Origin of the sequence: Brevundimonas pondensis (assembly GCF_017487345.1) — a bacterium.
Lineage (GTDB): Bacteria > Pseudomonadota > Alphaproteobacteria > Caulobacterales > Caulobacteraceae > Brevundimonas > Brevundimonas pondensis.
The window spans coordinates 2,544,095-2,563,933 of record NZ_CP062006.1 but is presented as its reverse complement, the minus strand read 5'-3'; the positions used below and the strand labels follow the sequence as shown (position 1 = coordinate 2,563,933).

Genomic DNA, 19,839 nt, shown 5'->3' with positions numbered 1-19,839 from the left:
GCGACCACGCAACCGGTGGCGGGAAGGGACGCGAGCGACTAGGTTCCGGCCATGAACGCGCCCGTACCGCCCTCGAGTTTTGACCGCCGCCCCCTGAACGTGCGTCTGGCCACGCCGCGCGGCTTCTGCGCCGGGGTGGACCGGGCCATCCAGATCGTCGAGCGCGCCATCGAGAAGTTCGGCGCCCCCGTCTATGTGCGCCATGAGATCGTTCACAATCGCCATGTCGTCGAGCGGCTGAAGGGCATGGGCGCCGTCTTCGTCAAGGAGCTGGACGAATGTCCCGACGACCGGCCGGTGGTCTTCTCGGCCCACGGCGTGCCCAAGTCGGTGCCGGCGACGGCGCGGTCGCGCGAGATGCTGTTTCTCGACGCGACCTGCCCCCTGGTGTCCAAGGTCCACGTCGAGGCAGAGCGCCATCATGCAGCCGGGCGTCACATCATCCTGATCGGTCACGCTGGCCACCCCGAGGTCGTCGGCACCATGGGCCAGTTGCCGCCGGGCGCCATCAGCCTGGTCGAGACCGTGTCGGACGCAGAGACCTTCCAGCGGCCCGGCGATCAACCCCTGGCCTATGCGACCCAGACGACGCTGTCGGTGGACGACACCGCCGACATCCTGGCGGCGCTGAAGCGGCGCTTTCCGGAATTGCCAGACCCGCACAAGGAAGACATCTGCTACGCCACCACCAATCGTCAGGAGGCGGTCAAGCGCCTGGGCGAGGGCTGTGAGCTGGTGCTGGTGGTGGGCTCGAAAAACTCGTCCAACTCGGCGCGTCTGGTCGACGTGGCGCTGAAGGCCGGGGCGAACGACGCGCGCCTTGTCGATGACGCCAGCGACGTGGACTGGTCGTGGTTCGACGGCGTGACCACGGTCGGCGTCACCGCCGGGGCCTCGGCCCCTGAACCTCTGATCGAGGCCCTGATCGACGCCATCCGCGCCCGGTTTGACGCGGTCGTGACCGAGGACGACGGCGCACGCGAAACCGTCTCGTTCAAATTGCCGCGCGCCCTGACGGCCTAAGCGCGCTCCATCACCAGGCAGGTCGAGGTGGCGGTGGCGTAGAGCGTCCCGTCCAGGCCGCGCAGGTCGGCCTCGGAGAAGGCGGCGCGACGACCAGACTGAACAATTCGCCCCTCGGCGCGAACCGGAACCCCGGCCTTCAGCGCCTTGTGGAAGACGGTCTTCAATTCCAGCGTCGTATAGGCCTGCCCCGGCTTCAGCATGGAATGGACTGCACAGCCGCAGGCCGAATCGAGCAGGGTCGCCATCCAGCCGCCGTGCACCGAGCCGATGGGGTTGTAGACGGCCAGCGTCGGCTCGCCCTCGAAAGCCACACGACCTTCGGCCAGCTCGGTCAGGTGAAAGCCCACCGTCCCGGCGATCGGGGCCGGGGGCAGGCGGCCATCCAGCATCAGGCGAAGCTGGTCCAGTCCCGACAGGGCGGCGAGATCGGGCGTATCTGACGGGGGGCTCATGGGACTATCCGCAAATGAAAAGGACGCGCCGGCCTCGCGGCCAGACGCGTCCTATTATCGGCCTGGGCGGCGACGAGCCCCTAGAGGCCCGGCAGCTTGAAGCGGCTGTCGCGGCGCGGCGTGATCGCAATGCCCTCGCGGCCGCCGGTCAGGGCTTGCAGGCGGGCGTGCTCGGTGCTGGCGTCGATGGTGCGGGCGGTGTCCGAGCCCTGGCTGACGGTCGGCGCCTGGGTGGCGGGATCGTTCTTGCGCCAGAACAGGATGCGGTTGGCCCAGCTCTCTTCCTTGTGGGCCAGGTCGCCAAACTCGTCGTCGACGACATAGCGGGCCAGCGGATCGGCGCGATCGGCGCCAGCCTGGGCGACCAGGACCTGTTCGCCGCCGGTGCGGGTCACGGCCTGGCGCTGGCCGAGCAAGATCTGGCGGGCGGCGCTTTCCGGCGCCAGTTCCTGCGGGCGCGGCTGGCCGGGCGCCGGCGGGGTCAGGCCGTATTCAGGCGGCACCGAAAGCGGGGCGCTGGCCACGGTGACGAACTCGTCCGGCACGACCTTGGCCAGGCCGATGCTCTGTTTCATGCTCTGGCAGGCCGTCAGGCCGAGGGCGGTGGTGGCGAGAAGGGCCACGGTAGCGGCGTTACGAATACGCATAAGGTCAGCTCGGCTCCGGGAGGCGCGCCCTGCGGCGCTGGCTCGGGACGATAACGAAGAGGGGGTGATTACGACTTTTCGTGGGCCGCGCCAACCTTGGTGCGGCGTTCCGACAGGAAGCTGTCGAGGATCAGCAGGACGACGCCCACGGTGATGCCTGCGTCGGCGATGTTGAAGATCCACGGGAACAGGCCCGTCCCCGAGAAATCGAGGAAGTCCACGACCCCGCCGAAGCGGATGCGGTCAAAGACATTGCCCAGGGCGCCGCCCATGACCAGACCGATCGCGGCGACCATCAGCTTGCGATCCGAACGGGTGGCCCAGAAGGCCAGGGCGCCGGCGACCAGAATCGAGAAGGCGCTGAGGATCCAGCGCCCGGCGCCGCCGCCGAACAGGCCGAAGCTGACGCCTGTGTTCAGGACATAGGTCAGGTTGAACACCGGCGGCATGACCTCGGCGATGCGATAGCCGTCAGGGATCTGCGAGATGTGCGCCGCGTCGATGGCGTTCAGGACCATGGCCTTGGTCAGCTGATCCAGGACGATGACCACGAGGGCGAGGCCGTAGGCGGCGTAGGCGAAGCGAGAGATTTTCATGCTGAAAGCCGGTTAGCAGGAAGCAGGGCGAGGGCGAAGAGGGAAAGCGACGACGCCGCCAATGACGGGCAGGGGTCTCTGCGGCCTTTCCCCGGACGTGGCGACGGCTATAACCGGCATATGACCCTGCCTCACGCCCTGCCTCGCCTGTCCGCCGTCGCCGACGACTATGACATCCTGCTGTGCGACGTCTGGGGGGTGATTCACAACGGTCGCGAAAGCTGGCCCGTGGCCTGCGAGGCCCTCACGAAGTTCAATGAAAAGGGCGGCCACGTCGTCCTCATCTCCAACTCGCCGCGCCCCTCGTCGGACGTCGTGGCGCAACTGGATGCGCTCGGCGTGCCGCGCGACGCTTGGAAGGCCTTCGTCACCTCGGGCGACGCCACCCGCGCCGAACTGGCTCGCCGCGCCCCTGGCCCGGCCTGGATCATCGGCCCCGACCGCGACTTTGTTCTCTACGAAGGTCTGAACCTGACCAGCGCCCATGACGCCTCGGACGCCGCCTTCCTGTCGGTCACTGGCCTGTTCGACGACGCGACCGAGACGCCCGAGGACTATCGCCAGCGCCTGATTCCCGCCGTCGAGCGTGATCTTGAGCTGATCTGCGCCAACCCGGATCGCATCGTGCAGAAGGGTGACAGCATCATCTATTGCGGCGGCGCCATCGCCGACCTCTACGAGGAAATGGGCGGGCGTGTGATCATGGCGGGCAAGCCTTTCGGCCCCATCTATGAACTGGCCCTGCGCGAGGCCCAGGTCCTCATGGGGCGCCCCGTCGATCGGTCGCGCGTCCTGTGCATCGGCGACGGCGTCATCACCGACGTTCTGGGCGCCGCCGAGCAGGCCCTCGACTGCCTGTTCATCGCCCAGGGCATTCACGGCGACGCCGCCAAGGGGGCGGACGGGACACTGGACGCCGCTCGCGCCGCCGAATTGCTCCGCGCCGAGACGACCTTCGCCCGCTACGCCGCGCTCGAACTGGCATGGTGAGGCTCGCCATTTCGTCGCACCTGGCTTAAAGCCCGCCCATGGTCGAATACGTCACACAGCATCCGTCGGGCGGTTACATCCTCGACGAACTCCACGTCGGCATGGCCGCGCAGAAGACCGTCCACGTCACCGAGGACCGGATTCGCCTGTTCGCCGAGGCGTCGGACGACTTCAATCCGGTGCACCTGGACGAGGAGTTCGCCTCCAAGACCGCCTATCGCGGCCGCATCGCCCACGGCCTGCTCAGCGCCGCCTTCGGCTCGGCGGTGGTGGGGACCATCCTGCCGGGCGCCGGGTCCATCTATATTTCCCAGACCCTGGCCTTCCACTTCCCGGTCCGCATCGGCGACTCGGTTCGCATCGTCATCACCGTGATCGAGATGGAGACCGACAGCGCCCGCGTCGAGCTGCGTTGCGAAGGCTTTGTCGGCGACAAGCTGATCATGGACGGGGTCGCCGTCGTGCGCGTGCCGCGTCGGCGCAAGCCCTCGGCGCGCTGAGCCTCCGGCGTGGCTTCCGGGGTGGTTGAGGTCATCCGCGGCTGGCGCGACCTGCCGGCGTCGCAGCGCGGGGCGGCGGTGGCCGTCGGCGCCTTTGACGGCGTTCATCGCGGCCATCAGGCGGTCATCGCCTCGGCTCGCGAGGCGGCTCAACGTCTGGGCGCGCCCCTGGCCGTGGTCAGCTTCGATCCGCATCCGCGCCGCCTGTTCCAGCCCGAGGCCGCGCCGTTTCGTCTGATGACGGCGGAGCAGATGGCCCGCGCCCTGGCGCCGCTGGGGGTCGAGCGCCTCTATCTGATCCCCTTCGACCGGGAGATGGCGGGGATGACGGATGAAGAGTTCGCCCGTCGCGTCCTGTCGGAAGGCTTGGGCGTCGTCCACGCCGCCGTCGGCTTCGACTTCACCTTCGGCAAGGGCCGTTCCGGCTCGCCCGCCTTGCTGCGCACCTATGGCCAGACTCTGGGCTTCACCGTCTCCGTCACCGACCGCATCGACGACGCCTCGGGGCTGAAGCTGTCGTCGTCCGCCGTGCGCGAGGCGTTGAAGGCCGGGGACATGGACCGCGCCGCCGCCATCCTGGGCCGCCCCTTCGCCATCCAGGGCGAGGTGATCCACGGCGACAAGCGCGGCCGCACCATCGGCGTGCCGACCGCCAACGTGGCCATGGGCGACTACATGCGCCCGGCCTATGGCGTTTACGCCACGCGCACCCGCCTGCCGGACGGGCGGGTCATCAAGGGCGTCGCCAACCTGGGCGTCCGCCCCATGTTCGAGATCGAACAGCCCCTGTTGGAAGTCTGGCTGCTGGACTTCCATGAGAGCCTTTACGGCCAGGCGCTGGAGACCGAACTGGTCGCCTTCCTGCGCGGCGAGATGAAGTTCGACGGGCTGGACGAACTGAAGGTCCAGATCGAGGCGGATGCGGCGGCGGCGCGGGCTGTGCTGGGCTGAAGCGGTGGCTTTCGACCCTAAGTGAAACTTGGTTGATCTAGGCTGATGACGAATGACCACACGTCGCGGAGGGCCTGATCCAGAGTTTCTCTCACAACGTCGGTTTGAACTTCGCACCGCCACTTCGAGGGATACGGATCAGAAAAGATGAGGCTGGCTCCTCTGACCTCCACCAATAGGATGGTATAGCCGCTCATGTTGATCGACCCATCCTGACCGCGATCCAACTCCTCCTTCAAGCCGATCAGGTCGCTGAGTAGGCCGACCACATCAGTTGGGTAGTAGCCGAACGCTTGACCGCCGACATGGTAGGTCATGTCGTATTCGAGCCCCTCGGTAATAGCATAAATGCGAGACCAGTCAGGCTGCTCTTGGGGCGAAGCTCCACCGCCGCTGGGAAGCTCAGGATCGAACGATACCGTGAAGGTGGTCATTGGGGGATGATGATCTGGATAGTGACTGCTTACCACCCTTAGTGGACCTTGCGGGGCAGCGTCTCGCAACGCCGCCGCCCCTCACGACAACCGGTCGCGGAACTCCGTCCAGTCGAACTCTCTGATCATCCGCAACTCGTCCGTGGCGCTGTTCCACAGGGCGATGGACGGCAGGGGCACGCCGTTGAAGGTGTTGGTCTTCACCATCGAATAGTGGGCCTGGTCGAGGAAGGCGAGGCGCGTTCCGGGCACGGGGCGTTCGGCGAAGACGTAGTCGCCGATGATGTCGCCGGCCAGGCAGGACGGGCCGCCCAGGCGCACAGTGACGCCGTCCTCGGGCTCATGCAGCATGGCGGGGCGGTAGGGGGCCTCGATCACGTCCGGCATGTGGCAGGTGGCCGACAGGTCGGTGATGGCGATGGGCATGCCGTTGTCGAAGACGTCGAGGATCTCGCCGATCAGGATGCCGGCGTCCAGGGCCACGGCCTCACCCGGCTCCAGATAGGCGGTGACGTCGTAACGCTGCTGAATGTCGTTCAGGAAGGCCACCAAGTCTTCGATCTGATAGTCGGCGCGGGTGACGTGGTGGCCGCCGCCCAGGTTGATCCATTTCACCCCGCCCAGCAGCGGGGCCAGCTTGGGCTCGACCGCCGCCCAGATGCGCGACAGCGGCAGGAAATCCTGTTCGCACAGGGCGTGGATGTGGATGCCGTCGATGCCGACCATCTTTTCCGGCGTCAGCTGCGACACGGGATAGCCCAGACGCGAGCAGGGCTGGGCCGGGTCGTATTTGGCGACCTCGCCTTCGGAATGCTCGGGGTTCAGCCGCAGGCCGATCTCGAAGGTCTCGCCTTCAGCCCGCGCGGCGGCGATCAGGTCGGCGAAGCGCGTCACCTGATCCGGCGAGTTGAAGATGACGTGGTCGGACAGGCGCAGGATCTCGGGCAGATCCTCGGCCTTGTAGGCGGGCGAATAGGTGGTCAGCTCGCCCTTGTAGAACTCACGCGCCAGCCGCGCCTCCCACAGACCGGAGGCGCAGACGCCGTCGAGGTACTCCCCGACGACGTCCGCCAGCGACCACATGGAAAAGGCCTTGAGGGCCAGCAGCACTCGAGCGTTGCCCCGGTCACGCACGTCTTTCAGCGTGGCCAGATTGCGCCGCACCGCGGCCTCGTCCACCACGAAGGCGGGCGAGGCGACGCGGTTCAGATCAAAATGAGCAAAGGCTCCGGGATCGCCGGCCTGGGTTTCCATGTCGTCTTTTACTCAGGTCTTAGAAAGCGAGAGGAGCGTCCAGCTCTTCGACGGTCCACGGCAGGCCATGCTTGTTCAGCATGTCCATGAAGGGATCGGGGTCCAGCTGCTCCATGTTGAAGACGCCGTCGCCCTTCCAGGCGCCAGTCAGCATCATGGCCGCGCCGATCATGGCCGGAACGCCCGTGGTGTAGCTGACAGCCTGGTTGCCGGTTTCGGCATAGGCGGCTTCGTGGTCGCAGATGTTCTTGACGTAGAAGGTCTTGGCGACGCCGTCCTTTTCGCCGGTGGCGATGGTGCCGATGTTCGTCTTGCCCTTGGTGATCGGACCCAGCGACGAGGGTTCCGGCAGCAGGGCCTTCAGGAACTCGATCGGGATGATCTCGCGGCCCTGGAACATCATCGGCTCGATCGAGGTCATGCCGATGTTTTCCAGCACTTCCAGGTGCTTCAGGTAGCTGTCGCCGAAGGTCATCCAGAAGCGGATGCGTTTGATTTCCGGGTAGAACTTGGCCAGGGATTCCAGTTCCTCATGGTACATGAGGTACATGTTCTTCTGACCCACGCCCTCGAAATCGAAAGCCTGCTTGTGCGACAGGGCCGGGCCCTCGACCCACTGGCCGTTTTCCCAGTGACGCGAGTTGGCGGTCACTTCGCGCAGGTTGATTTCCGGGTTGAAGTTGGTGGCGAAGGGCAGACCCGTGTCGCCGCCGTTGCAGTCCAGGATGTCGAGCGTGTCGATCCGGTCCAGCAGGTGCTTCTTGGTGTAGGTGGCGAAGACCGACGTCACGCCCGGGTCGAAGCCCGAGCCGAGCAGCGCCATCAGGCCGGCTTCCTTGAAGCGCTCCTGATAGGCCCACTGCCACTTGTATTCGAACTTGGCTTCGTCGCGCGGCTCATAGTTGGCCGTGTCGAGGTAGTTGACGCCGGCGGCCAGGCAGGCGTCCATGATCGACAGGTCCTGATAGGGCAGGGCCAGGTTGACCACCAGAGCCGGCTTGACCGACTGGATCAGGGCCGTGGTCGCGGCGACATCGTCGGCGTCGATGGCCGCCGTGTCGATGGTCACGCCAAAGCGCGACTTCACGGATTCAGCGATGGCGTCGCACTTGGACTTGGTGCGGCTCGCCAGGGTGATATGCGAGAAGATGTCCGCATTCATCGCCATCTTGTGGACCGCGACGGAGCTGACGCCGCCTGCACCGATAACCAGCACCCTGCTCATGTGTGGCTTCTCCCGAAGTCTGAAACTGCTTTGGCGACACCGCCGCCGCTATAAAGGGCGGGGCTCTTAACACGATGATGACAGGATCGCTAACGGTCGCGTGTCGCAGGGGTTGCCGGGCTCAGCCCTCGGCCTTCTCGGCGATGGCCATCAGGGCGTCGTGCAGGGACTTGCCCTTGGCGTCGACGACGTCGGCGATGCGCCACATGGGGCCTTCCCTGACCAGCTTGAGCGTCTGCTGATGGGTCTGGCCGTGGTTGGTGAAGGCCACTTCGGCGGTGGCCGCCTTGTCGCCGTCGGGCGTCATCTTCAGCGCGGTCAGGGCGAAGCCGTCGGCGTCCTGACAGGCGCAGATCGGATCATAGTTCAGATAGGGGACTTCGTTCTTGGCCTCGGCCTCGCGGAAGTCGACGCCGATCAGGGCGTTCATGGTGCGCGAATACAGCGGGTCGCGACCGGGGCTGATCGCCGCCGCGGCGGGATCGTTGGCCACAGGCGCGGCGGCGTCTGCATAGAGGGCGCGGGCGAAAGCCTCGGCGCTCTGCTCGCCGGCGGCATAGATGGTCGCCCGCCCGGTCAGCGGCGCTTCGGCCGGGGCGGGCGCCTTGTCCTCGGCGGGAGAGCAGGCCGTCGCCGTCAGGGCCAGCACCGTCGCCGTCACCAAGACTTGAATACGCATGCCAACGGCTCCTTGCCTGTCATTTCCTGGACGACGCGGTGACCGCAGGGTCGCTAGTGATCCTGGCAATAGATGTCATGCATGACGGCGCCCATGTTCATGGTGAAGGCGCTGACGCCGATTGTCCCGGCCAGCAGCCACAGCGAAAGGCTCACGCCCCAGAGGGCTTTCGAGCGGGGTGTCGTCGCAGTCCGGACCATTCAAAGCCTCCCGTCAACCTCGAGTGAGGACTATCCGGTCAGCCGCGCCTAAAGACAAGCTTTGGCCGCGCGGGGATGGCGCGCGGGTGGCCTCCTCTGCTAGACGGTTTCAACCATGACCGTTCGCGTGATCCGTCCGATTTCGATTAGCCGCCCGGCGTAGCGCCAGGGCTGGTCAGCCCCGCGCACGTCGGGATCGAATATCGCCGATGCCGTTCAACGGCCTTCACGCTAGACTGCGTTCGCGCCGCCTCCTCGGCGCCCGCGCAAAAGACAAAGATTACCCCATGGCCGACGCCACCAACGACACCGCCTCCGACGCAGCTGGCCGCGACTATCGCGACACCGTCTTCCTGCCCGAGACGCCCTTCCCCATGCGGGGCGGCCTGCCCAAGAAAGAGCCGGAAATCCTGGCCCAGTGGGGCGACCTCTATGGCCATCTGCGTGCGACGCGTCAGGCCCAGAAGGCGCCGCTCTATGTGCTGCACGACGGTCCGCCCTACGCCAACGGCGACATCCACATCGGCCACGCCCTGAACAAGACGCTGAAGGACTTCGTGGTCCGCTCGCGCTTCCTGCTGGGCTATGACGTCGACTACGTGCCGGGCTGGGACTGCCACGGCCTGCCGATCGAGTGGAAGATCGAGGAGCAGTTCCGCGCCAAGGGCCGCCGCAAGGACGAGGTGTCGAAGGAAGAGTTCCGCACCGCCTGCCGCGAGTACGCCGGAAAATACATCGACCTGCAGCGCGACCAGTTCCTGCGCCTGGGGATCACCGGCGACTTCGCCAACCGCTACGCCACCATGGACTTCACGTCCGAGGCGGCCATCGTCGCCGAGTTCCACAAGTTCAAGAACACGGGCCAGCTGTATCGCGGCTCCAAGCCCGTCATGTGGTCGCCGGTCGAGCGCACGGCCCTGGCCGACGCCGAGGTCGAGTATCACGACCACGTCTCGCCCACGATCTGGGTCAAGTTCCCGGTGGTCGGCGCGACCGACAGCCATCCGGATGACCTGCTGTCCTTCCGCGCGGCCACGCCCTCGGTGGTGATCTGGACGACCACGCCCTGGACCATCCCGGCCAACCGGGCCATCAGCTACGGCCCCGAGATCGCCTATGGCCTCTATGAGGTCACGGCGCTTGAGGAGGGCCTGGACTACGAGCCCTGGGCCAAGCCTGGTGACCGCTTCATCATCGCCGACAAGCTGGCCGAGGACGTGTTCAAGGCCGCCAAGATCAGCGGCTTCACCCGCGTCGACGCCATCAACCCCTCGGGTCTGGAATGCGCCCACCCGCTGGCGGCGCTGGACAGCGGCTACGGCTTCTCGGTGCCCCTGCTGGCGGGCGACCACGTCACCGACGACGCCGGCACCGGCTTCGTCCACACCGCGCCGGGCCACGGCGCGGACGACTACGCGGTCTGGCTGGCCCACGGCCACCGCGAGGTGCCGGAGACGGTCGATCCCGACGGCGCCTATTACGACCACGTCCCCCTGTTCGCGGGGCTGAAGGTGCTGGAAACCGAGGGCAAGAAGACCGGAAAGTTCGGTCCCGCCAACGGCACGGTGATGGAAAAGCTGATCGAGGCCGGCAATCTGCTGGCGCGCGGCCGGATGGAGCACTCCTATCCGCACTCCTGGCGTTCGAAAGCCCCGATCATCTTCCGCAACACGCCCCAGTGGTTCATCCGAATGGATGAACCACTAAACTCCAAGAATTCGGGGTTCATCCGCATGGATGAGGCGCTGGACGACGACAACACCCTGCGCGACCGGGCCCTGAACGCCATCGACGCCACCGCCTTCCACCCGGCGGCGGGCAAGAACCGCATTCGTTCGATGGTCGAGGGCCGTCCCGACTGGCTGATCAGCCGTCAGCGCGCCTGGGGCACGCCCCTGGCCATGTTCGTGGACAAGCAGACCGGCCAGCCCCTGCACGACCCCGAGGTCGACGCCCGCATCGTCAAGGCCGTGGCCGAGGGCGGGGCCGACGTCTGGTTCTCGGCCCCCGACGCCGACTTCCTGGGCGCGCACGATCCCGAGCGGTTCGAGAAGGTCACCGACATCCTCGACGTCTGGTTCGACAGCGGCTCGACCCACGCCTTCACGCTGGACCCGCGCACGGCGGCGAACGGCTATGCGGGCGACCGCCCGTCGCACTGGCCCGCCGATCTCTATCTGGAAGGCTCGGACCAGCATCGCGGCTGGTTCCAGTCGTCGCTGCTGGAAGGTTGCGGCACGCGCGGTCGCGCGCCGTTCAAGGCCGTCCTGACCCACGGCTTCACCCTGGATGAAAACGGGGAGAAGATGTCGAAGTCGCGGGGCAATACCACCGACCCCCTGACCATCATCAAGGAGTCGGGCGCCGACATCCTGCGTCTGTGGGTGGCCCTGGTCGACTATTCGGACGACCAGCGCATCGGCAAGCAGATCCTGCAGACCACGGTCGACGCCTATCGCAAGCTGCGCAACACCGTCCGCTATCTGCTGGGCGCGCTGAACGGCTTCGACGAGACCGAGCGCCTTGATCGTTCGGAGATGCCGCCGTTGGAGCAGTTCATCCTGCACCGTCTGTGGGAACTGGATGGTCAGGTGCGTCAGGCCTATGAGGAATACCGCTTCCAGGATGTGATCCGTCCGGTGCTGGAGTTCTGCTCGGGCGACCTGTCGGCGCTCTACTTCGACGTGCGCAAGGACAGCCTCTATTGCGACCGTCCTGACAGCGTCCGCCGCCGCGCCGTGCGCACGGTGATGGACGAGGTCTTCAGCCGCCTGACCGCCTGGCTCGCCCCGCTGACGCCCTTCACCATGGACGAGGCCTGGACGACCCGCTTCCCGGACGCCGGCACCAACTGCGCGCGGGTGATCCCGCAGACGACCGATACGTGGCGACATGATGCCGAAGCCCGTCGTTGGGCCGGGGTCAACACGGTGCTGGAAGTGGTCAACGAGGCGCTGGAAGCCGCGCGTCGCGACAAGCTGATCGGCGGCGCCCTGGACGCCTGGCCGGTGGTCACGGCCCCGGCTGAGCTGTTGGCGCCTTTCGAGGGTCTGGACGCCGCCGAGGTCTTCCGCACCTCGGGCGCTGAGCTTGTGGTCGGCGGCGACGCCGTCACCGTCGAGGTCAAGCTGGCCGACCATCCCAAGTGCGCCCGCTCGTGGCGCCGCGTGCCGGACGTCGGATCGGACGCCGACTACCCCGACCTGTCGGCCCGCGACGCCGACGCCGTCCGCTGGCTGGACGCGCAGAAGGCTTAAGGGATCAGGCCCCACCGTTTCGACGGAGGGGCCTTTTTCTTTCCTTCCCATTTCATGGGGAAGGGGGACCACGAAGTGGTGGAGGCGACGACGCCGCCCTCCTGTCCTGCATCGCGTAGCGCCGCCCCCTCCGTCACGTCGCTTTCAGCGCCGCGCCACCTCCCCATGGAATGGGGAGGAAAGAGGAACCGCGCGTTCCTCAACTCGCGTCATGAAAGATCAGCCCCAACGTAATCCGCTTGCCCGATCGCACCGTGCTGACGCCGTGGCGCATCTGCACGCGGTAGTCGCCGCGCGTTCCGGCGACGGGACGTTCGCGCACGGCGAAGATCACCGCCTCGCCCTGTTTCAGCGGCACGACATGGGCCTGTGACTGCGAGCGGGGCTTCTGCTCGACCAGCACGAACTCACCGCCCTCGAAATCGGCCGGATCGCTGAGCAGGATGGCCGCCTGCAACGGGAAGACCAGATCGCCGTAGAGGTCCTGATGCAGCCGGTTGTAGTCGCCGGGGCCGTAGCGCAGCATCAGCGAGGTCGGCCGCGTCTGGCCCGCCGCGCGGCATTGCGCGGTCAGCTCGTCGAGGCTGTCGGGGAAGCCCGGCCGATCCAGCCGCGCCGCCCAGTCGTTAGCGATGAGGGCCAGACCTTCATAGAGCCGCGCTCGCAGCCGGGGCAGGGGATCGGGCAAGGGGGTGGCGAAATACTGATACTCGCCCTGCCCGAAGCCGTGGCGCTGCATGACGATGCGGCTGCGGAACCGCTCGGGTTGGTCGTAGAGGGCTTGCAGGGCCTCGCAGGTCGTGGGCGTCAGCAGCGGTCCGACCACGGCCCAGCCCCGGGCGTTCAGATCATCGGCGATACGGGGCCAGTCGAGGGGAGAAGCAGCGTCGGTCATGGGCGCCATAGACAGCGACCCGCGCGGCCTGTCTGGCGGCTTTCGGCTGCGGGATCAGAACCGGCGGCGCTGCTCGGCCGACTTCAGCGTCGAACGGACGAACTCGGTGGGCGGGTCGGTCTCGGCAAGGACGGCTTCCTTGATGGCGCGGGGCTCGCCGAACAGGTGGCCCTGGCCCATGGCGACGTCCAGCTCGAGGATGTCGACGACCTGTTTCTCGCTCTCGACCTTTTCGGCGATCAGTTCGAGGCCGTAGCGGCGGGTCAGGGGGGCGAAGTCGGCGGCCTGGATGTCGGGCTGGGTGGCCAGGGGCGCGGCGCCGTCCAGATCCAGCAGCTGTTCGATCAGCAGGTCGGCGGCGATCTTGATGAAGCGCACGTCCGAGCGTTGCAGGTCGGCGAAGTCCAGATCCAGGGTCTGCACCTTGTCGATGGAGAAGCGGAAGCCCAGGTCGGCCAGCTTGGCCATGTTGCGGGCCTCGGACGCGCCGCGCGCTTCGAACGTCGCCTGGCCCAGCTCGAAGATCAGGGCGTCCTTCAGGTCGCGGTTCTGGCTGAGGAAGTCGAGGAACTGAGGGAAGAAGGTCTCGTCGCCCAGCGAGGCCAGGGAGATGTTGCAGAAAACCCCGACCTTGCGGTCCTGACGCGCCAGTCGGCGCACGATCTGGGCGCAGCGGAACAGCAGCAGGTTGTCGATGGCGGGCAGCAGGCCTTCGCCCTCGGCCACCGAAAGATACTCGGCCGGCATCATGACCCGGTTCGACGGGTCGCGCAGGCGGGTGAAGCTCTCGTAGAAGACGGTCCGGCGCTGCGGCAGGGTGACGACCGGCTGCAGATAGAGGTCGATGCGGTTTTCAGTCAGGGCGTCGTGGACGGTCTTCAGCAGGGTGTTCGACTGGACCTGACGACGGCCCTCATAGGTGTCGGCGGTGATGGGCGAGGAGGCCAGACGCTCGTCGATCGAGTCGCTCATCTGCTGGACCAGGCCCTCCAGCATCCGCACTTCGCCGGTCAGGGCCTCGGTCCTGGACAGGGCGCCGCTCTCGATGGCTTCGGCCAGCTCGGTCAGGGCGCCTTGCGTCGACTCCATGGCGTCGGCCAGCAGGCGGTGCGCCTCGCGGACCTTGGCGATCTCCTTGCGCAGGGCGCGGCGGTCCAGGATGCCGGCGATCACGGCGTGCAGCCCGACCAGAACCCCCAGTGCGCCCAGCACCCCGGCCGCGCCCGGGCCCGCGCCCAGACCGGCGCGCCAGATCGCCGCCCCGATGGTCAGGGCGATGAACAGGTAGCCGAAGAACAGAAAACCGCCGGTGATCTTGCGCATGGGGCCGGTGTCGAGCCGCCTTTCCCTTATGGAATCGGCCGAGTATCGGTCTAACTAGAGATAACGGCTAGGGTTGGGACACAGAAATCCGGCCCCAAGGGAGGTTAACGCATGGAATTGTTCGATCTGAGCGGCAAGGTCGCCATCATCACCGGCTCCTCGAAGGGCATCGGCAAGGCCATCGCCGAACGTCTGGCCGAGCACGGCGCCCGCGTCGTCATCTCCTCGCGCAAGGCCGGGCCGTGCGAGGACGTCGCGGCCGCCATCAATGACAGACATGGCGTTGGCCGCGCCATCGCCATCCCCGCCAACATCGCCTCGAAAGAAGACCTGCAGCGGCTGGTGGACGAAACCAACAGCGCCTTCGGCCAGATCGACATCCTGGTCTGCAACGCTGCGACCAACCCCTACGCCGGGCCGATGGCGGGCATCGCCGACGACCAGTTCGAGAAGATCCTTCAGAACAACGTCATCTCCAACCACTGGCTGATCCAGATGATCGCGCCGCAGATGCTGGAGCGGAAGGATGGCGCGATCCTGATCATCTCCTCCATCGGGGGCTTGCGCGGGAACGCCCTGATCGGCGCCTACAACATCTCCAAGGCCGCCGACATGCAGCTGGCGCGCAATCTGGCGGTGGAATACGGGCCGTCGAACGTGCGAGTGAACTGCATCGCCCCAGGCCTGGTCCAGACCGATTTCGCCAAATACCTGTGGGAGAACCCGGAACTGCTGAAGACGGTGACCGAGCCCGCCCCTCTGAAAAGGATCGGCCAGCCTGATGAAATCGCGGGCACGGCGGTCTATCTGTGCAGCCCTGCCTCGGCCTATGTGACCGGACAGACCCTGGTTGTGGACGGCGGACTGACGATTGCCTGGTGAGCGTGAAAACAAGGTCTCCTTCCTGCAGGACCTGAACTGGCGGCTGGAAGCCGTGGCTTTCAAGGTCCTGTTCGCCTTCCTGCGCGCGCTGGGCGTCGAGGGGGCCTCCGGTTTCGGCGGCAAGCTGCTGCGCTGGCTCGGGCCGCTGACCGGCACGCACAAGACAGTGACGCGCAACCTGCGCATCGCCTTCCCCGACATGGACCCCGCCGTGCGCGAGCGGCTGGCCGTTGACCAGTGGGAGCAGACCGGTCGCACCTTCGCCGAACTGGCGGTCATGGATCGCCTGACGCCGGAGAGCGGACGCATCGACATCGTGGGGCTGGAGCGGCTGCACGCCGTGCGCGACAGCGGCAAGCCGGTGGTCCTGATCTCGGGCCATCTGGCCAATTTCGAGGTCATGGCGGCGGTCATCATGGCGGCGGGCGTGCCGTGCCAGGTCACCTATCGCGCGGCCAACAACCCCTATGTCGACGCCCTGATCCGCCAGAGCCGCGAGCGTTACGGCATCAAGCTGTTCGCCCCCAAGGGCGACGGCACGCGTGAGCTGATGGCGGGGATGAAGCGCGGCGAGTCCATCGCCCTGCTGGTCGATCAGAAATACAGCCAGGGCCCCGAGGTCGAGTTCTTCGACCAGCCGGTCAACGCCTCGCCGGGCGCGGCAAGGCTGGCGCTGAAGTTCGGCACGGTGATCCAGCCGCTGTCAGTGGTGCGCCTGCCCGGCGTGCGTTTCCGCGTCACCGCGCATGAACCGATCACCGTACCGGATACCGGCGACAAGGCGGCCGACGTCGTGGCGGGCGTCCAGGCGGTCAACCGCTTCGTCGAGGAACGGGTGCGCGAGCATCCGGTGGACTGGTTCTGGGTCCACAAGCGCTGGCCGCCCAAGGTCTATGAGGCGCTGAAGGCTTCCTAGGGCTAGTCGATCACGGCGTCGTCGGCGCGTCGGAACGGGCCGGCGTAGTGTTCGCGCTGCGTGCGACGTCGATCCGGGCCGAAATAGTCGCCGCCCCGGATGAAGGCGCGGGGACGCATGATCACCGCCTCTATGCGAGCCAGAAGCGCCGGGGCGTTCACCGGCTTGGTGACGAACTCGGTCACGCCGGCGTCGCGCGCCTCGGTCACGTGCCGCTTCTCGGAATGGCCGGTCATCATGATGATGGGCAGGTAGGGGTTGGGGCTGTCCTCCGCCTTGCGGATCATCTGGGTGAAGGTCACGCCGTTCACCGGCAGCATGCGGAAATCCACGATGGCCAGGTCGGCGGGGCGAACCCTCAACGCCTCCAGGGCGGCTGAACCGTCCTCGACCTCGCGCACACGGCCCACGCCGATGGACTTGAGCATGGCCGATACGATGGCCCGCATGTTCGGATTGTCGTCGGCGAGGAGGATGTCGAGCGAGTTCAGGGCGGACATGGGAAATGACACGATCTGGCAGCCGACAGGCCGCCATGAGGGATAGGGGTTGTCGGGTTCAGGCGTCGCGGGCGGCGGCCATGAACTCCAGAGGGCTGGCGTAGGCCTCTTGCCGTTCCACTGACCAGTAGCGCAGGGCCGCCAGCGGAATGGGCACGCCGCTGACCGCGCAGGTCACATAGGCGCCCGGGCGCAGGACAGCGAACTCGCCGTCGCCGTAATGCAGGGTGGCGGGCGAGGGCGAAACGGGAGGCGAAGCAGGCGTCGTCATGACCAAATGATTGGCATGGCTCGCGACGCGAGACGAGGGGCGAATCGCTGTCATCTGAAAGAAGCGGACGAACGGAGACGCCGATGCCCCGCCGACACTCCCTGCCGACCGCCCTGGCCCTGTCGGGGATCCTGGCCGCCAGTCTGGCGACGGGGCCGGTCGCGGCTGAACCGGATCAGGCCCGGCCGACGATCCGCGACCTGGGTCGGGCGCCCGGCGTCCTGTCGCCGGGGCCGCTGAACGCCATCACCGACGTGGCGGGGGTGCGTGTGGGGCAGGTGACGCTGCGGTCGGGCGACAGCGTCCGCACCGGGGTGACGGCGATCCTGCCGCACGGCGGCGACCTGTTCCGCGACAAGGTTCCGGCGGGGCTGTCGGTGGCCAACGGCTTCGGCAAGCTGGCCGGGGCTACTCAGGTGCAGGAGCTGGGTGAGATCGAGACGCCCGTCGTCCTGACCAATACCCTGTCGACAGCGCGAGGGATCGACGGAATCCTCGACTGGACACTGAAGCAACCGGGGCACGAGGACATCCGCTCGGTCAACGCCGTGGTGGGCGAGACGAACGACGGCGGGCTGAACGACATCCGCGCGCGCGTCGTCACCGCCGCCGACGTGGTGCGAGCCATCGAGACGGCGACGCCGGGCCCGGTCGAGCAGGGCGCGGTCGGCGCCGGAACCGGCACCATCGCCTTCGGCTTCAAGGGCGGCATCGGCACCAGTTCGCGCAAGCTGCCCGCCAGCCTCGGCGGTTTCACCGTGGGCGTGCTGGTGCAGTCGAACTTCGGCGGGGTGCTGAGCATGGACGGCACGCCGATCGGGGTGCCCCTGGGCCGCTACTACCTGCGTCAGGAGATCGAGGCCGAGCGCGCCGACGGCTCGATCATGATCGTGGTGGCGACCGATGCGCCCCTATCGGATCGCAATCTGGAGCGGCTGGCCGACCGCGCCTTCGCCGGTCTGGCGCGGACGGGGGCGGCCTTCTCCAACGGGTCGGGCGACTACGCCATCGCCTTCTCCACCCATGAGGGTGTGCGGCGGACGCCGGAACGGCGGGCGGGTCAGGCGACAGTGGCCGATTGGCCCAATGACCGGATGTCGCCCCTGTTCGTCGCCGTGGTGGAAGCGACCGAGGAGGCCATCCTCAACTCCCTGCTCAAGGCCGAGACCACGACCTCGATCATCGGCGGCCAGACGGTGACGGTCGAGGCCCTGGACGTCGAGGCGGTGAAGGGGCTGTTGGCGGCGGGACGCTAGGTTTCCTCTACCTACTCATCCCCGCCTCCACGGGGATGAGCGGGAAGAGTCAGAACAGGTCGCCCTGGCCCGGAGGCGGCGCCTTCGGGCGCGACGCCGGCTTGGGCGGGGGCGGCGTGATCGGAGCCGAACGAGGCGTCGCCCCCTCGCCGTCGATGGTCGCGCCCTTGGCCCCGTCGCCGAAGACGATCCGCACCGCCTGCCCCGGCGACAGGGCGGCGGCCGAGGCGATCATGGCGCCGGCCTCATCCTCGATGCGGGCGAAGCCGGGCTTGGGCCGTTTGGGGTCCAGCGTGGCCAGGGCCCGTGACAGGGCGGCCAGCCGGGTCTCGTCGCGATCCAGCCGCCGCTTCATCGCCGGGCAGAAACGGTCGGCATAGGCCGCCAGACGGTCGCCGCGTCGTTCGATGGCCCGGTCCAGCAGACCCTTGGACAGACGCCCGCCGACCACGGCCAGCTGGCGCTCGTGCACGGCGACGTTGCGGTGCAGGCCTGAGCCTAGACGGCTGGCGGCATGGTCCAGACGTTGCTGCGGCAGGGCCAGCAGGTCCTCGGGCCGGGCGGGCAGGCCGCGCGCGGCGGCGCGCAGGCGGGTGCGGCGGTCCTCCAGCAGGCGTGAACCGGCCCGCGCCAGACGGCCCTCCAGATCGGTCAGGGCCCAGCGCAGGTCGGCCAGGACCGGGGTGGCGATCTCGGCGGCGCCGGTCGGGGTTGGGGCGCGGCGGTCGGAGACGAAGTCGATCAGGGTGGTGTCGGTCTCGTGCCCCACGGCCGAGATGATGGGGATGCGGGCCTCGGCCACGGTGCGGGCCAGGGCTTCGTCGTTGAAGCACCACAGGTCCTCGACCGAGCCGCCGCCGCGCGCCACGATCAGCAGATCGGGCCGGGGGATCGGCCCGTCCGGCCTCATGGCGTCGAAACCGCGAATGGCGTTGGCCACCTGACCGCTGGCGGCGTCGCCCTGCACCACCACGGGCCAGACGATGACGCGGCACGGCCAGCGCTCGGCGATGCGGTGCAGGATGTCGCGGATCACGGCCCCGGTCGGGCTGGTGATGACGCCGATGGTCGCGGGGAAGGTCGGCAGGGGCTTCTTGCGGCCCGGCTCGAACAGGCCCTCGTCGCGCAGGCGCGCCTTCAAGCGTTCCAGCTGGGCCAGCAGGGCGCCCGCGCCCGCCGGCTCCATGCTCTCGATGACGATCTGATAGGAGGACCGGGCCGGGTAGGAGGTGATCTTGCCGGTGACGATGACTTCCAGCCCGCTTTCCGGCTGGGCGCCCAGGCCCTTGACCACGCCCTTCCAGATCACGCCGTCGATGGCCGCCTTGTCGTCCTTGAGCGTCAGATAGACGTGGCCCGAGGCGTGGCGGTTCACCTTGGAGATTTCGCCGCGCAAACGAACGTGGCCGAAGCGATCCTCCAGCGTCCGCTTCAGCGCGAAGCTGAGCTCCGAGATCGACAGGGGCGGGTTGTTGTCGCGCGCGGCGGCCGGCGCCTCGGCAGGGCCTTCAAAAGCATAGTCGTCGTCGGAGATCATGGCCCGACCTTAGCCCGTCTTGTCGCAGGCGGGAACGGGGCGAGGGCG

At 67.4% G+C, this 19,839-nt stretch carries 20 protein-coding genes; 8 read left to right on the top strand and 12 right to left on the bottom strand.

Going from position 1 to position 19,839, the window contains the following annotated elements:
- Window positions 1–51 precede the first annotated feature (51 nt).
- Window positions 52–1,023 (top strand): 4-hydroxy-3-methylbut-2-enyl diphosphate reductase, encoded by a 972-nt coding sequence (ispH, locus tag IFE19_RS12790; RefSeq protein ID WP_207822884.1) that lies wholly within the window; start codon window positions 52–54, stop codon window positions 1,021–1,023.
- Here ispH and IFE19_RS12785 read toward each other — a convergent pair.
- From IFE19_RS12785 to lspA, 3 genes are all read right to left on the bottom strand, one after another.
- A complete protein-coding gene (locus IFE19_RS12785) occupies window positions 1,020–1,478 on the bottom strand; it encodes a PaaI family thioesterase (protein ID WP_207822883.1) in 459 nt (152 codons plus the stop codon). The genes ispH and IFE19_RS12785 overlap by 4 nt on opposite strands.
- Window positions 1,479–1,558: 80 nt before the next feature.
- Window positions 1,559–2,125 carry a DUF3035 domain-containing protein gene (locus IFE19_RS12780; RefSeq protein WP_207822881.1) on the bottom strand — a complete coding sequence of 189 codons (567 nt, stop codon included), beginning with the start codon at window positions 2,123–2,125 and terminating at the stop codon, window positions 1,559–1,561.
- A gap of 68 nt (window positions 2,126–2,193) precedes the next feature.
- Complete coding sequence (gene lspA / locus IFE19_RS12775; RefSeq protein WP_207822880.1) at window positions 2,194–2,721, bottom strand: signal peptidase II; 528 nt, start codon at window positions 2,719–2,721, stop codon at window positions 2,194–2,196.
- A gap of 120 nt (window positions 2,722–2,841) precedes the next feature.
- Between lspA and IFE19_RS12770 the strand changes: the two genes are divergently transcribed.
- The 3 genes from IFE19_RS12770 to IFE19_RS12760 are packed head-to-tail and all read left to right on the top strand — an operon-like array spanning window position 2,842 to window position 5,162.
- Complete coding sequence (locus IFE19_RS12770; protein WP_207822878.1) at window positions 2,842–3,711, top strand: TIGR01459 family HAD-type hydrolase; 870 nt, start codon at window positions 2,842–2,844, stop codon at window positions 3,709–3,711.
- A 38-nt stretch (window positions 3,712–3,749) separates the two neighbouring features.
- Window positions 3,750–4,211, top strand: coding sequence for a MaoC family dehydratase (locus IFE19_RS12765; protein ID WP_207822877.1), 462 nt, complete (start codon window positions 3,750–3,752; stop codon window positions 4,209–4,211).
- A 21-nt stretch (window positions 4,212–4,232) separates the two neighbouring features.
- Window positions 4,233–5,162 (top strand): bifunctional riboflavin kinase/FAD synthetase, encoded by a 930-nt coding sequence (locus IFE19_RS12760; protein WP_207827625.1) that lies wholly within the window; start codon window positions 4,233–4,235, stop codon window positions 5,160–5,162.
- Between the two features lie 17 nt (window positions 5,163–5,179).
- Here the strand turns inward: IFE19_RS12760 and IFE19_RS12755 are convergent, their stop codons facing one another.
- The 4 genes from IFE19_RS12755 to IFE19_RS12740 form a co-directional block, all read right to left on the bottom strand.
- On the bottom strand, window positions 5,180–5,596 hold the full coding sequence (locus IFE19_RS12755; protein ID WP_207822875.1) for a hypothetical protein: 417 nt from the start codon (window positions 5,594–5,596) through the stop codon (window positions 5,180–5,182).
- An 81-nt stretch (window positions 5,597–5,677) separates the two neighbouring features.
- Window positions 5,678–6,850: a carboxynorspermidine decarboxylase gene (locus tag IFE19_RS12750; RefSeq protein ID WP_207822874.1), complete on the bottom strand. Its 1,173-nt coding sequence runs from the start codon at window positions 6,848–6,850 to the stop codon at window positions 5,678–5,680.
- 19 nt (window positions 6,851–6,869) lie between these two features.
- The gene (locus IFE19_RS12745) at window positions 6,870–8,075 is read right to left on the bottom strand and encodes a saccharopine dehydrogenase family protein (RefSeq protein WP_207822872.1); all 1,206 of its coding nucleotides are present in this window, start codon (window positions 8,073–8,075) and stop codon (window positions 6,870–6,872) included.
- A 121-nt stretch (window positions 8,076–8,196) separates the two neighbouring features.
- The gene (locus tag IFE19_RS12740) at window positions 8,197–8,754 is read right to left on the bottom strand and encodes a DUF3828 domain-containing protein (RefSeq protein ID WP_207822871.1); all 558 of its coding nucleotides are present in this window, start codon (window positions 8,752–8,754) and stop codon (window positions 8,197–8,199) included.
- A gap of 487 nt (window positions 8,755–9,241) precedes the next feature.
- On the opposite strand from IFE19_RS12740, the gene ileS reads away from it, so the two are divergent.
- Window positions 9,242–12,211 (top strand): isoleucine--tRNA ligase, encoded by a 2,970-nt coding sequence (ileS, locus tag IFE19_RS12735; RefSeq protein ID WP_207822869.1) that lies wholly within the window; start codon window positions 9,242–9,244, stop codon window positions 12,209–12,211.
- Between the two features lie 199 nt (window positions 12,212–12,410).
- On the opposite strand, the gene IFE19_RS12730 is transcribed toward ileS, so the two are convergent.
- Together IFE19_RS12730 and tipF are read right to left on the bottom strand one after the other, a co-directional pair.
- Window positions 12,411–13,106, bottom strand: coding sequence for a 2OG-Fe(II) oxygenase (locus IFE19_RS12730; RefSeq protein ID WP_404822130.1), 696 nt, complete (start codon window positions 13,104–13,106; stop codon window positions 12,411–12,413).
- Window positions 13,107–13,160: 54 nt separating this feature from the next.
- Window positions 13,161–14,429 carry a flagella assembly cyclic-di-GMP phosphodiesterase TipF gene (gene tipF, locus IFE19_RS12725; protein WP_207822865.1) on the bottom strand — a complete coding sequence of 423 codons (1,269 nt, stop codon included), beginning with the start codon at window positions 14,427–14,429 and terminating at the stop codon, window positions 13,161–13,163.
- Between the two features lie 111 nt (window positions 14,430–14,540).
- Here tipF and IFE19_RS12720 point away from each other — a divergent pair, with 111 nt between their 5' ends.
- Together IFE19_RS12720 and IFE19_RS12715 are read left to right on the top strand one after the other, a co-directional pair.
- A complete protein-coding gene (locus tag IFE19_RS12720; RefSeq protein WP_207822863.1) occupies window positions 14,541–15,311 on the top strand; it encodes an SDR family NAD(P)-dependent oxidoreductase in 771 nt (256 codons plus the stop codon).
- On the top strand, window positions 15,301–16,227 hold the full coding sequence (locus IFE19_RS12715) for a lysophospholipid acyltransferase family protein (protein WP_207822861.1): 927 nt from the start codon (window positions 15,301–15,303) through the stop codon (window positions 16,225–16,227). Before IFE19_RS12720 ends, IFE19_RS12715 begins: the two co-directional genes overlap by 11 nt.
- A 2-nt stretch (window positions 16,228–16,229) precedes the next feature.
- Here IFE19_RS12715 and IFE19_RS12710 read toward each other — a convergent pair whose 3' ends face one another.
- A complete protein-coding gene (locus IFE19_RS12710) occupies window positions 16,230–16,727 on the bottom strand; it encodes a response regulator (RefSeq protein WP_207822859.1) in 498 nt (165 codons plus the stop codon).
- A gap of 58 nt (window positions 16,728–16,785) precedes the next feature.
- On the bottom strand, window positions 16,786–16,998 hold the full coding sequence (locus IFE19_RS12705; protein WP_207822857.1) for a DUF2093 domain-containing protein: 213 nt from the start codon (window positions 16,996–16,998) through the stop codon (window positions 16,786–16,788).
- 83 nt (window positions 16,999–17,081) lie between these two features.
- Here IFE19_RS12705 and IFE19_RS12700 point away from each other — a divergent pair, with 83 nt between their 5' ends.
- Complete coding sequence (locus tag IFE19_RS12700) at window positions 17,082–18,254, top strand: DmpA family aminopeptidase (RefSeq protein WP_207822854.1); 1,173 nt, start codon at window positions 17,082–17,084, stop codon at window positions 18,252–18,254.
- Between the two features lie 49 nt (window positions 18,255–18,303).
- On the opposite strand, the gene xseA is transcribed toward IFE19_RS12700, so the two are convergent.
- Window positions 18,304–19,791 (bottom strand): exodeoxyribonuclease VII large subunit, encoded by a 1,488-nt coding sequence (gene xseA, locus IFE19_RS12695; protein WP_207822852.1) that lies wholly within the window; start codon window positions 19,789–19,791, stop codon window positions 18,304–18,306.
- Window positions 19,792–19,839: the final 48 nt, after the last annotated feature.

What these genes read in the sequence shown, in the direction of transcription:
- ispH (WP_207822884.1), top strand. Translation starts at nt 52, where the DNA reads ATGAACGCGCCCGTACCGCCCTCGAGTTTTGACCGCCGCCCCCTGAAC.
- IFE19_RS12785 (WP_207822883.1), bottom strand. Translation starts at nt 1,478, where the DNA reads ATGAGCCCCCCGTCAGATACGCCCGATCTCGCCGCCCTGTCGGGACTG.
- IFE19_RS12780 (WP_207822881.1), bottom strand. Translation starts at nt 2,125, where the DNA reads ATGCGTATTCGTAACGCCGCTACCGTGGCCCTTCTCGCCACCACCGCC.
- lspA (WP_207822880.1), bottom strand. Translation starts at nt 2,721, where the DNA reads ATGAAAATCTCTCGCTTCGCCTACGCCGCCTACGGCCTCGCCCTCGTG.
- IFE19_RS12770 (WP_207822878.1), top strand. Translation starts at nt 2,842, where the DNA reads ATGACCCTGCCTCACGCCCTGCCTCGCCTGTCCGCCGTCGCCGACGAC.
- IFE19_RS12765 (WP_207822877.1), top strand. Translation starts at nt 3,750, where the DNA reads ATGGTCGAATACGTCACACAGCATCCGTCGGGCGGTTACATCCTCGAC.
- IFE19_RS12755 (WP_207822875.1), bottom strand. Translation starts at nt 5,596, where the DNA reads ATGACCACCTTCACGGTATCGTTCGATCCTGAGCTTCCCAGCGGCGGT.
- IFE19_RS12750 (WP_207822874.1), bottom strand. Translation starts at nt 6,850, where the DNA reads ATGGAAACCCAGGCCGGCGATCCCGGAGCCTTTGCTCATTTTGATCTG.
- IFE19_RS12745 (WP_207822872.1), bottom strand. Translation starts at nt 8,075, where the DNA reads ATGAGCAGGGTGCTGGTTATCGGTGCAGGCGGCGTCAGCTCCGTCGCG.
- IFE19_RS12740 (WP_207822871.1), bottom strand. Translation starts at nt 8,754, where the DNA reads ATGCGTATTCAAGTCTTGGTGACGGCGACGGTGCTGGCCCTGACGGCG.
- ileS (WP_207822869.1), top strand. Translation starts at nt 9,242, where the DNA reads ATGGCCGACGCCACCAACGACACCGCCTCCGACGCAGCTGGCCGCGAC.
- IFE19_RS12730 (WP_404822130.1), bottom strand. Translation starts at nt 13,106, where the DNA reads ATGACCGACGCTGCTTCTCCCCTCGACTGGCCCCGTATCGCCGATGAT.
- tipF (WP_207822865.1), bottom strand. Translation starts at nt 14,429, where the DNA reads ATGCGCAAGATCACCGGCGGTTTTCTGTTCTTCGGCTACCTGTTCATC.
- IFE19_RS12720 (WP_207822863.1), top strand. Translation starts at nt 14,541, where the DNA reads ATGGAATTGTTCGATCTGAGCGGCAAGGTCGCCATCATCACCGGCTCC.
- IFE19_RS12710 (WP_207822859.1), bottom strand. Translation starts at nt 16,727, where the DNA reads ATGTCCGCCCTGAACTCGCTCGACATCCTCCTCGCCGACGACAATCCG.
- IFE19_RS12705 (WP_207822857.1), bottom strand. Translation starts at nt 16,998, where the DNA reads ATGACGACGCCTGCTTCGCCTCCCGTTTCGCCCTCGCCCGCCACCCTG.
- IFE19_RS12700 (WP_207822854.1), top strand. Translation starts at nt 17,082, where the DNA reads ATGCCCCGCCGACACTCCCTGCCGACCGCCCTGGCCCTGTCGGGGATC.
- xseA (WP_207822852.1), bottom strand. Translation starts at nt 19,791, where the DNA reads ATGATCTCCGACGACGACTATGCTTTTGAAGGCCCTGCCGAGGCGCCG.